This is a genomic window from Bacillus daqingensis, from assembly GCF_042654445.1.
In the GTDB taxonomy this organism is placed as follows: domain Bacteria; phylum Bacillota; class Bacilli; order Bacillales; family Salisediminibacteriaceae; genus Alkalicoccus; species Alkalicoccus luteus.
In genome coordinates this window covers 57737-69465 of record NZ_JBHSGK010000019.1, presented here as the reverse complement: position 1 = coordinate 69465, position 11729 = coordinate 57737, and the positions used below count along the sequence as shown (strand labels likewise).

The 11729-nt window shown below is 40.5% G+C and carries 11 protein-coding genes; 2 read left to right on the top strand and 9 right to left on the bottom strand.

Translation table 11 applies throughout. The features are described 5' to 3' along the window. Positions 1-365: 365 nt before the first annotated feature. From ACFO4L_RS14825 to ACFO4L_RS14795, 7 genes are all read right to left on the bottom strand, one after another. Entirely contained in the window at positions 366-998 is a 633-nt protein-coding gene (locus tag ACFO4L_RS14825) for a sugar transferase (RefSeq protein WP_377910438.1), read from the bottom strand. Between the two features lie 31 nt (positions 999-1029). Further along, complete coding sequence (locus tag ACFO4L_RS14820) at positions 1030-2256, bottom strand: ATP-grasp domain-containing protein (protein WP_377910437.1); 1227 nt, start codon at positions 2254-2256, stop codon at positions 1030-1032. A 54-nt stretch (positions 2257-2310) separates the two neighbouring features. Then, positions 2311-3528 (bottom strand): DegT/DnrJ/EryC1/StrS family aminotransferase, encoded by a 1218-nt coding sequence (locus ACFO4L_RS14815; RefSeq protein ID WP_377910436.1) that lies wholly within the window; start codon positions 3526-3528, stop codon positions 2311-2313. Positions 3529-3831: 303 nt separating this feature from the next. Then, the gene (locus ACFO4L_RS14810) at positions 3832-5658 is read right to left on the bottom strand and encodes a polysaccharide biosynthesis protein (protein WP_377910435.1); all 1827 of its coding nucleotides are present in this window, start codon (positions 5656-5658) and stop codon (positions 3832-3834) included. Positions 5659-6152: 494 nt separating this feature from the next. Further along, entirely contained in the window at positions 6153-6920 is a 768-nt protein-coding gene (locus ACFO4L_RS14805; protein ID WP_377910434.1) for a tyrosine-protein phosphatase, read from the bottom strand. A gap of 31 nt (positions 6921-6951) precedes the next feature. After that, a complete protein-coding gene (locus ACFO4L_RS14800) occupies positions 6952-7653 on the bottom strand; it encodes a CpsD/CapB family tyrosine-protein kinase (RefSeq protein ID WP_377910433.1) in 702 nt (233 codons plus the stop codon). After that, positions 7643-8386, bottom strand: coding sequence for a YveK family protein (locus ACFO4L_RS14795; protein ID WP_377910432.1), 744 nt, complete (start codon positions 8384-8386; stop codon positions 7643-7645). Before ACFO4L_RS14795 ends, ACFO4L_RS14800 begins: the two co-directional genes overlap by 11 nt. A 182-nt stretch (positions 8387-8568) precedes the next feature. Between ACFO4L_RS14795 and ACFO4L_RS14790 the strand changes: the two genes are divergently transcribed. Together ACFO4L_RS14790 and ACFO4L_RS14785 are read left to right on the top strand one after the other, a co-directional pair. Beyond that, complete coding sequence (locus ACFO4L_RS14790) at positions 8569-9498, top strand: LCP family glycopolymer transferase (RefSeq protein ID WP_377910431.1); 930 nt, start codon at positions 8569-8571, stop codon at positions 9496-9498. A gap of 356 nt (positions 9499-9854) precedes the next feature. Beyond that, entirely contained in the window at positions 9855-10142 is a 288-nt protein-coding gene (locus tag ACFO4L_RS14785; protein WP_377910430.1) for a CpXC domain-containing protein, read from the top strand. A gap of 48 nt (positions 10143-10190) precedes the next feature. Here ACFO4L_RS14785 and ACFO4L_RS14780 read toward each other — a convergent pair whose 3' ends face one another. Both ACFO4L_RS14780 and ACFO4L_RS14775 read right to left on the bottom strand, forming a co-directional pair. Continuing rightward, complete coding sequence (locus ACFO4L_RS14780) at positions 10191-11078, bottom strand: SGNH/GDSL hydrolase family protein (protein ID WP_377910429.1); 888 nt, start codon at positions 11076-11078, stop codon at positions 10191-10193. 83 nt (positions 11079-11161) lie between these two features. Then, positions 11162-11389: a hypothetical protein gene (locus ACFO4L_RS14775; protein ID WP_377910428.1), complete on the bottom strand. Its 228-nt coding sequence runs from the start codon at positions 11387-11389 to the stop codon at positions 11162-11164. Positions 11390-11729 lie beyond the last annotated feature (340 nt).

Genomic DNA, 11729 nt, shown 5'->3' with positions numbered 1-11729 from the left:
TTCCCCTTATCTAGGATCATACATAAATGCAATGCCGAACCTTACATTTTTAGTTTGCCATAAACACCTACCAATACTTTGTCCCTTTGTTCTTGTACCATAAACACCTATCCTCAAGTGCACCACTTCCAAATTTTTGAATATAGTAAGCTATCTTTATTAGTCTAAAACGTGCATATATTGAGAAGCAAGCTACAAATTATTTTATACACTGTACTATTTAAATAACATCTATAACAGTAGATTTCTTAGATTAGTTTTAATATATTATTAAATAATCTGAAATCTTTAAGATAAATTAATTTATCTTATACTATTTTGAATATGTTCTAAAATTGTGTTTGTATCACAAATAATTTTTCACATTAGTCAGTAGTTTTGTCGTGTTTATTGGTTTCAGCATCCACTTTACTATTAGTATAGATATTTTCACGATTTATTACTGTAAATATTGTCTTTAGGAATATCCTCATATCTAAAATAAAAGACACGTTATTAGCATACCAAGCATCTTTAAGTCTTTTATCCCTTAAGGAAACCCCATTTCGATAATATGCTTGCGTGTATCCTGAAATTCCTGGCTTTACTTTCATTTTATCTACTTCATCAGCTTGAAAACTATTTAAGGCATCCCAAGTACTTGCTCTAGGACCGATCAAACTCATTTCGCCTTTTAATACATTGATGATTTGTGGTATCTCATCAATACTTGTTTCGCGTAATAATTTTCCTGTTCTTGTAACTCTAGGGTCCTTATTAGAATTATATGTACTTCCATCTATATTTCTTATATCAGTTGCATTTACTTTCATAGAACGGAATTTTATCATATTGTATTTCTTGCTGTTTTGACCAATCCTATTGGCAAAATAAAAGATCGGTCCTTTATCTTCTAGCTTAATTAATATCGATACTATGAGGAATAACGGCATTAGGATAACACATGCTATAATTGATATTATATAATCTAAAAGAAGCTTGATATACTTTTTATACATAGTAAAGCTCTCCTTATTTACTAAAGTATTCTCAATTCCAAATCGGTCCTTCTATGCCACTATTGGTTTGTACTTCTATCTTTAAAGTTTGTTGAATAGTTTTAACGTGTCTTTCTAAATCTTCATGAGTTTCACCGCTTACTATAATAAATGATCTAGAGGTTTTATCGATATTTTGATTTATTTTTTTACCAATATAAAGATCGTTTAAGTTATGTCTATGTGTGAAAGTCATCCTATCAATATCTTTAACACCTTCTAAAGAAGCTATATGTCCTACTGGGAGGTAAAAAGCTATATAACAGGATGCTATGTTTTCTATTTTTACGCTTGGGAAAGCTTTCTGATTACCTGTAGAAATACTAATTAAAAACTCCTCAGTATTAAGATTCGTTGATAAAGAAATCAAATCAGAAGAAATAAATACCCCTCCCCCTCTAGCTGCTGTCTCAATTAAGTATATATTATCGTTTCCGTCCATGATAAATTCACTATGAGATATACCTTGCTTTAGACCAAACCCTTTAATAATTTCACTATTCAGTTTCTCAACTCTTCTAATCAATTGATGATCTGCTTTTGAAGGGAAAATTCTTGTAGTGGCAGAAAATACGTCAGGTATATTAAAATAATGTGTATCACCACAGATTAGATTCTTAAAATTATTGTTGTATGCTATGCCTTCAACCACAAATTCACGTCCAGAAACGAACTGTTCTATTAATATTGAATTAGAATTTGAATATTGAATTGATTCATTAAACTTATCTATTAATTCTAATTTAGTTGAGATCTTAAAAACACCTTTACTTCCTTGGTTATCAATTGGTTTTAAAATAACGTCACTATTTATACATTCAAAAAATTCTATCGCATCACTAATGTTGTTTACATTACGATATTGCAGAGTTTTAATACCGAGTTCTTTACATTTTTCTCTCATTAAATATTTATCTGTAAAGAGACAAGCATTTTCATATCCTATACCTGATAACCCCATTTTTTCTGAAACATACGCTACCGTTCTCACCGGTATATCCGTTTGATCAGTAATTATACCGACTATTTGATGTTGAACAGCATATTTTAATATTGTTTCTTTGTCACGAACATCTACGAAGATAGAATAGTTTGCATATTTAAATCCAGGCTCATCTTTTTGAGGTGACACCACAATAGTATCGTATCCACTTTTTGCTGCTTGTTGAATTAGTGGTACTTGCAGGGTGTTCGCCCCAAGAATCATTATTTTTGGCATCATGCTCTCCTTTGTGTGAATATATCCACCAAACTAAATCTAAGTGAAATCATTTTATTTCAATTGCATTATGCTTTTAATACAGTTACAAATATATTCCACATCGTCATCGCTCAATAAGGTATTTAACGGAAGAGTAATTTCATTACTATACATATTCAATGCATTTGGAAAGTTCTTAATGTCAAAACCTAGATTTTTGTAAGCTGTAAACATCGGAAGCGGCTTATAATGGACATTGCTAGCCACTCCTAATTCAGCTAACTTAACAATTATATTGTTTCTTTCAAATTCATCTATTCCAGGAATCCTAGCTAAATATAAATGCCCTGATGATATAAAATCATCACCATAGTGCTCTAAGGTATCAATACCTAACGGTAAAAGTGCTCTATCATACATTTCAATTACTTCTTTTCGTCTATCAAGTAGACTTTCATACTTGTTTAATTGAATAATACCTATTCCAGCCATTATATCTGTCATGTTGCATTTATAAGCTGGATATACAACGTCATACTCCCAGGCTCCTTTTTGTGTTTTAGCCAATGCATCTTTTGATTGCCCGTGTAGACTATACAGCATATAACTTTCATAAATCCATTCATCATCTAAAAATGGCCTATTTCTCCAAACAACAGCTCCACCTTCGGCAGTTGTTATATTTTTTACTGCATGAAATGAAAAACAAGTAAAGTCTGCTGCCTGCCCTGAATTGAGCCCTTTTCTAATTGCTCCGAACGAATGAGCTCCGTCAGCCATAACAATAATCCTATTATATTTAGCTTGTAAATGGTTAGTTGAAGCAAATAGATCTTTTTTTCGATTTACAACTTCAAATAATGTATCATAATCACACATCTTACCAGCAATGTCTATTGGTATTATGACTTTAGTTTTGGAATTGATCATATTTTCTAATTGTTGATAATCCATTTCATAAGAGTTGGGTTTAGTATCTACCATTACTATTTTTGCGCCTACATGGTGTATAACTGCAGAAGTGGCAGTATATGTATATGCTGAAGTAATTACTTCATCTCCCGGTCCTACACCTAATATTCTTAAAGTCATCTCCATTGCTGCAGTAGCCGAATTGAGGCAAACAGCTTTATTAACGCCAATGAAATCTGCAATTTTTCTTTCGAACTCTTTCGTTTTAGGCCCTGTAGTAATCCACCCTGATTTTAATGTGCTAATCACTTCTTCAATTTCATCATCGGTTATATCCGGCGGTGAAAAAGGTATATCTCTTAAATCATTTTTATACATTCTAACTACCTACTCTCTCTAAATAACTTAAATTGCTTCAATTACAATAAATAAATTATTGGAATCGTTATATTTTTATACACATAATGTGTTTCGTTCTAAAAGAAGTTAATTTGCTTTACATTTCAAAAATTATATCATCTGTTTGGACTGTAAATAAAGTAATTATAAAGTTAGAGATTTTAATCTTAGTGTTCTTAAATGTTGTAAATAAATTCAAAATGCAGCAATTTCTTTATTGTTGATAAGGAAGTGGTTCTCACTAATATTTAAGATTTCAAATGTCACTTTATTTCTAATCGCTTATTTTACGGCACTGATATTTTGTAATGCAGTAATTCGAAAGTGTGCAATATCTAATATTTCCTTGCGCAAATAGTCTTCTTCATGTTTCTCAAATGTACTAATTAGTTCTGTTACTACTTGAATGTTTATGGGAGGAGTTTTACCTCTATAAATCATGGGGAAAATTTGTTGATTATGAATTTCATCTTTACTCATTAATTCTTCGAATAGTTTCTCTCCAGGTCGCACTCCTGAATATTTGATTGTAATTTCATGCTCACTAAATCCAGATAATTGAATGAGATTCTTTGCTAAGTCTACAATTTTTACCGGTTCACCCATATCCAGCACAAAAACTTCTCCACCCTCCGCTAAAGAACCTGCTTGCAAAACCAATCTAGAAGCTTCTGGAACAGTCATAAAGTATCTTGTCATGTCAGGATGAGTGACTGTTACAGGGCCTCCTGAGGCAATTTGCTGTTTAAATAAAGGAATTACTGAACCACGACTTCCTAATACATTTCCGAAACGAACTGCGACAAACTTAGTGGCACTTTTATGTCCCATATTCTGAACTATCATTTCTGCTATACGTTTCGTCGCTCCCATAACACTTGTTGGATTCACCGCTTTATCCGTAGATATCATTACAAAAGAGGCTACCCCTGTTTCATCTGCTGCCTCTGCACAGTTTTTTGTTCCAATCACATTATTTTTCACTGCTTCATGTGGATTTTTTTCCATTAAAGGCACGTGCTTATGAGCAGCTGCATGATATACAACATCGGGTGCATGTGCTTTAAATATATCCAAAATTCGAGACTTGTCTTGAACATTCGCAATCTCAGTTATAATGTCCATATTCAAATCGGTAAATTTTGTTCGAAGTTCCATTTCAATTGTATATATGCTATTTTCTCCATGTCCGAGAAGAATTATTTTATCTGGAGAATATCTAGACACCTGTCGACAGACCTCGGATCCTATAGAACCACCCGCCCCAGTAACTAAAACAGTTTTACCAGTTATATTTTCACCAATTTTAACGGTATTTAATTCTACGGGCTCTCTACCTAGTAAATCTTCGACTTGCACATCACGCATTTGTGTCACACTTACTCTCCCAGACATAATATCTTCCACTGATGGCATAATTTGTGTTTTCACCTTAGTCTTTGAACATATTTGGAACAGTTCATTTAAATCGGACTTTGATAAAGAAGGAATTGCAATAATAATATGCTGGATGTTCTTATCACTTACTACGGTCGGTATATTCTCTTTTTTTCCTATTACAGGTACACCCATGATTTCAAGGCCAGCTTTAGTCATATCATCATCAATAAAAGCAACTGGATGTAGCTCAGACATTTCACTGTTTAACAACTGCCTTGCAACCATCGTTCCGCCATTACCAGCTCCAATAATGAGGGCTCGTTTTTTGTTGGCTGCTGACTTGAATTTCATATCTCGATACAGGCGCCACGAGAATCTTGAGGCCCCGATGAGTAGGATATGTAACATCAGCGTGATTAACAGCGTTCTGGAATAAATTACTTGATACAACGCAAGCTGTAGTACACCTACTGTAGCGACAGATAGTGTGACGGCTAAAAAGATCGAGGATAGCTCTCGAATACTTGCATACTGCCAAACACGCTTATAAAGTTTAAAAAAGTGAGCAAAGATGTGATGGCTTACTAATAGTCCAATTGACGTTATAACGAGAGCGGGTGTGACGATTTCTGCTGCTGGGGCAATCAGCCAGTTTCCTACAAATACAGAAAACATCACGATGAGTGAATCAATTCCAATGAGTAATGCAAGTCTTTTTCGTAATGACATGGTTAGGCCTCCTTGTTGATGAATAGCTTATCCGTAAAACAACACAGCCCTTTTGTTCAAAACGGCTCTATTGTTTTGCGCCTTGAATTAAAATGAATGTCAATTCACTATAGAGAATTGACATTCCTGATCATGCGGCATTGAACCGATCCTCACCTCTCCACCTATGGCTTTACGCCTAAGCTGTTCTAAATGCTGAACAACCAGCAGCGGAGTTGAGTTCCTCCTTTGGTATGGGTATTGGAGAAATGACCCGTCTTTTTACAATTTCTACATCTCTTCAAGGTCTTTTATATTTTAACATAATCCTACTGCTCTCGATAGGGATGAATTGGATGTTTTTCCTGAATTGGTGGGAAGTATAGGATATTTTCCGTAATAGGAAGAGAGTGATGAGTATTGCTTTCGATGCCTTTAGTATATAACCATTCATTTTATACAGGCACCGCTATTTTACCTGTATTGAAATGGGCTTTTTGCCTTTTATTGTCGAATTACCGACTAAATAGCTTATGAAACAGTCCTTTCGTCTGTATTTCGTTTGGTGCGTCACCGATAACCGGCTGATTGTGTATCAATTTCTCCGCGTGATCCTGAATCTCCTTTGCCCGCCCTAACTTCTGCTCAATGACGTTATATGCCTTCTCAACGTAAAACCCTCGAGACGTTGTATTGTGAGCATCACTTGCGATAAAATGTGCCAAGTTATGATCAATCAGCTCGAGCGAAAACTTTTGCAACTTCTTCCCAAAATGACCGGTGACGCTGGCAGCCGTCACTTGAGAAAGCGCTCCGTTTTGGATGTATCGATATAATAGCGACGGTTTTTCCATAAACACTTTGTTCCGCTCCGGATGCGCGATGATTGGCGTGACGCCCTCCAGCTGCAAGTCATAAAATAAAGAGGAAGCAAAGCGAGGAATATAATTCGACGGAAATTCGACGAGCATATAAGCGGAGCCATGTAGCGTAAGTAAGTGTCCCGCTTTTAGATCCTCTAACAGTTCCCCGTACACACGTACTTCCTGTCCAGCTATGACAGTGAGAGGTATCCCGTGATGCTGCAGTAGAGCATTTGTTTGGTCAACGGCACCTTCTACAATCGGCGCTTCATTCGTGTACGTCCCGTTTTGATGATGAGGCGTCGCCACAATCGTCGTAATCCCCTCATCCACGGCTGCTTTCGCCATCGCAATCGTATCGGCTTCATGCGCTGCTCCGTCATCCATTCCAGGTAAAATATGGCTATGTATATCAATCATCATGTTCCTCCATATGACAAAGAGAGGGATGTTATCCCTCTCCGTAATAATAGTAATACTGCGACTGCTCCATCTGGCGGTCGTTTAGAACAGCACCGATCAGATTGGCATCAACTTTCTTTAATGACTCCACTGCACGTTCAGCGTGATCCTCTTCCGTTTTCCCGCTGCGAATGACAAGCACGACCCCATCTGTATGACCCGCAAGTATTTGCGCGTCAGTTACGGCATTCACTGGCGGTGCATCGAAGATGACATAGTCGTAGCGGTCTTTCACGTGCTGCATAAACTGCTTCATGCGCTGCGAGCCTAATAGCTCACTTGGGTTTGGTGGCAGCGGGCCCGATGGGAGAACGTCCAAATTAGCAATCGACGTTTCAAACACCATGTCATCGAATGTACTCTGGTTCGTCAATACATTCGTAAATCCGGCTTGGTTTGGTACTTGGAACGAGAAGTGCACGGTCGGCTTACGTAAATCTGTATCGACGAGCAGCACTTTGTTATCCTGCTGCGCGAGCACGATGCTTAAGTTGGCAACAGTTGTCGATTTTCCTTCCCCAGGTGAGGAAGATGTCACGAGAATGGAGCGAACCGGCTTATCAATGGATGCAAACTGGATATTCGTGCGGAGCGTACGAAACTGCTCCGAGATTGGTGAACGCTTTTGGAACTCCGTGATGAGCGCGCGCTGTTTATCGGACATTTCCTGCTTGTTCTTTTTACGCGCCATACGTTTCACGTCCCTTTCCCCGGCGAGTGTGCGATAGGTCTGATTCTTCCATATCGGAAGTGTTCATCGTTGAAATAGAAGCAAGCACCGGGATTCCGAGCTTTTCTTCCACATCGTCTTCTGTTTTAATCGTACGATCCAAGAAAGCGAGTAGAAATGCAAGTCCGACGGAGGCCATGAGACCAACAACGAAGGCGATTGCCATATTTAGCGTTGGATTCGGGCTCACTGGTGACGGATTATCGCTCAGCTCTGCAGCTGATAAGATCGAGACGTTATCGACGTTCATAATCTCGACGATGTCCTGCTGAAAGACGGAGGCCATCGTATTGGCGATTTCCACGGCGCTTGCCGGGTTCGCATCTTCGACTGTGACAGTCACGACCTGCGATTCTCCTTCGGCCGATACGTTTACTTGATTTCGGAGTGTTCCAACACCTTGCTCCAAATTCAATTCGTCAATTGTCGGCTCTAAAATCCGCGGGGATGTCATAATGACGTTATACGTATTAATGAGCTCTACGTTCGTACGGATATCGTTTTGTGTAAAGACGTTTTCGCCTTCTGTCGATTGGTTGACTAGAATTTGGGTAGAGGCGCTGTACATTGGGGTTAACACAAAATACGAGACACCAGCAGCAATCGCAACCGCTGCGAGAGTAATGGAGATAATCATGATCAGGCGCTGTCTGATCGTCTGAATAATCTCCTTCAGACTAATCGTTTCTTCCATGGTGTTCCTCCTGTTACGTTCATTTATTAGACAATTACTGTTCTATATGCTAAAGGAAAAGTCAGGTAAAGTAAATCACTTCTCCCAAATTCTTTCATTCGAGACGCAAAAATGGTGCTTGTCGCATCCTGAATCTGCCAGTATACTGATAGTAATCTGAAAACGAATGGGGCGCATTTTTCATGAAAAAATTCTTACTCATCACAACCGGTATTTTCGCTGTCTTCTTGCTGGCGATTGGCGGCTATGCCTTTTATTTGTACAGTTCTCTGCAAAGTACCGCTTCGGAGATGCACACGACGATTGATCGCGACAAGTCCGATAAGCGAGAAGTCGAAGTGAATATGGATGAATCCGATCCGATTTCGATTCTGTTGTTAGGTGTTGATGCGGAAGAGTCGACTACGGGACGAACGGACACGATGATGATTGTCACCGTGAACCCACAGGATGAATCGATGCGCATGGTCAGCCTTCCGCGGGATACGCGCATGGAAATCGTCGGACGGGATATGCAGGATAAGGTGAATCACGCGTACGCGTTTGGCGGCGCGAACATGGCGATGGATACGGTTGAAAACTACTTTGATATTCCTCTTGATTATTTTGTCACGGTAAACATGTCCGGCTTTAAGGATATTGTAGACGCGGTTGGTGGTGTAACCGTCGATAACAGCTTTGCATTTGATCAAAGCGGCTATACGTTTAACGAAGGAGAAGTCGATCTGGATGGTGACCAGGCGCTCGCTTATTCCCGGATGAGAAGCGAAGATCCGCGTGGCGACATGGGTCGTAACGATCGACAGCGCCAAGTGGTGAATGCGATCATTCGAGAGGGAGCACAGTTCAGCTCCATTACACGCGTCGGTGACATTCTCGATTCCGTTGGCAGCAACGTGCAGACGAATATGGAGTTTGACAAGATGCGCAAGCTGCAGCAAAATTACGCCGGTGCTCGTCACAACCAGGAAACGATGGAGATCGAAGGCGACGGCGAGCGGATTGACGGCATCTGGTATTTAATCGTTTCAGACGAAGAGCGCGAGCGGATTAGCAGCGAGCTGAGGGCTCACCTTGAATTAGATGACACGTCCACCGCTTCATCAGACTAAGCGTTTTCAGGCAGGGATCCTTCGGTTCCCTGCCTTTTTCAGGACAAATCACTAGTTCGTTTACACCCATCCTTCTGTTTTCGAAGTTTTTTGTTTCTTTTTCCACTGAGGTGGATATAATAGAGAGTAGTTATTCCACCTTAGTGAACGATAGGACTTCGTTATCGGCATTTTACATAATTGACCATAACCCTTCAACAATCCACCTCGGTGAACGATAATAAAGGGAGTCATCTGCTGACGAAGGAACAAACTAATAAAAACAGGTTTTTCTTTCCACATTTATGGAAAGATATACATATAGTCTTATTTCCACTCACGTGGATGGCTTTGCCCTGTTCGAAGGAGAGATGTGCATGTTTTGGAAGGCGAATCGAAAAAAGCAAGTGATGGAAGCGACGCATATTGAATGCCCAAGCTGTGAAACGGTCACAGCGATTCAAGCGTGGAATAAACTTGCGGTAGGTACTTACGGCGATGATACTCCAGATGTGCGTAAAGCAGCTCTCAACAAACAAAATTCGTTTCCGTTCCAATGCCCAACGTGTTTTAAAGGCTATTCGGCCCATCGCCTGGAGTTCGTAAAGCCGTTGGGAAAGCACACCCACCTCGCAGCTAGCGTCACGCAGACAAATCTAAACTAACGCAAAGGATCATCCGACTTCGCATCGGATGATCCTTTTTTCGTTCGCTTATTGGGTTACGAGATACGGGCGAATCGCTTCTGCCCATAGCGTATGGCCGTCTTGATTTGGCATCCGCTCTTCAGTGACGTAATCAAGCAGTTCTTCATCGTCCAGGTCCGGCCATGCTTCCCAGTGATTGATGTACACGTACCCTTCCTCTTCGGCAAAGTCTGCAAAATCTGCGACCTGATCCGGATAGATCGACGTTTCATAGGCTGGCGGAGATGGATGCAGAACCGTGATCAAATCACTATTATCTGCCGTTGCCGCCTCTGCAATCGCATCAATTTGCTCGTGCGCGTCGTCTCCGGTGACGACAGCGAGATTATTATTCCAATTGAATCCTTCTAACAATAAAATGTCCGCTTCATTGTCAGCTAAGTCATCGTGGCGGTTTTGCTCGACGATCTCCTCTGTCGTGAAGCCACCAAAGGAAACGTTTGTAAACTGGAACGTTCCTTCCCCGTATGCTTCATTCAGCTCTTCTTCCAACAGCCCCGGCCAAGGCGTTAGGCCCTCGTCCTCTGCATCCGTGGAGGAACGCGTACCTACCGTTAACACACGCACGGCTTCTCCAGCAGACAGCCGTTCTGTAATGCGATCCGCAATCGAATTCGGAAGCTCTGACGTTAATTGCTCCAGCTCCTCTTCATCATAGGCAGATTCTTCTAGCTCATTCTCATCTTCAGCTGCCTCTTCCAAGACGACTGCTGCTTCATCAGCTTCTTCGTCATCTTGTACCTCCAGCTCTTCTGCATCGATTCCGGCTGAAGCAGCCAGCTGTTCATGCGCCTGATCCGCTGTTGCCTGAAGCTGATCCTGGTAGTATAATCTTCCGACCAGCACTGTCACACCGGTTAAGACGACGACAATCAGTAATGTAATCCGTTGCACCGAACTTCCCCTCCCGTCTGAACTCACTTGTATCATTATACCCATTAAGTAAGTTTACGTATAGTGGACTGGCAATATTTTCTTTAGATCACAGCAGAATGAGGAGAATGCAGGATCGGATGTATGTCTTCTGGCTCTGTAGAGAGCTTGACGTGAAAGTAACCGAAGTCGTCTGTTAAAGTCGTAGCGATAATCTGCCCTCCGCTATGTACGAGCGCGATTGCTTGGTGTGCACACGGATCTGTTAACAAAAAGCCTACGGCGAAATGCTCGTTCTCGTCATTAGTCGTTACGGTCCATTCCCATTCCATGTCAAAACACTCCTTTTTCTTTCGTGTTCGTCGATGAAAAAGGGTGATCCGTTACAAGTTTATGTTATTCGCAAGTGGAGAGCGCTATTCGGACGGAGTTAAGCGTTTACGAGGGAAGGAATCACTTTTACGAGGAGGTAAACCTGGTTTATGAGGAAGTTTTTCCGTTATGCGAGGGTCTTTTGCGGGCTTATGAGAAACTGCTACCTCTGTTGAATGATCCATTCGAAAGTCCATCTCTCTAATCACACCGGCTCCGAGGTCGAAGCCCTGTAATGGGATGTCCTCTTGCTCCGTTAGTAGCTCCAGACAAACGAAAAACACTGTACAAGGGCATTTA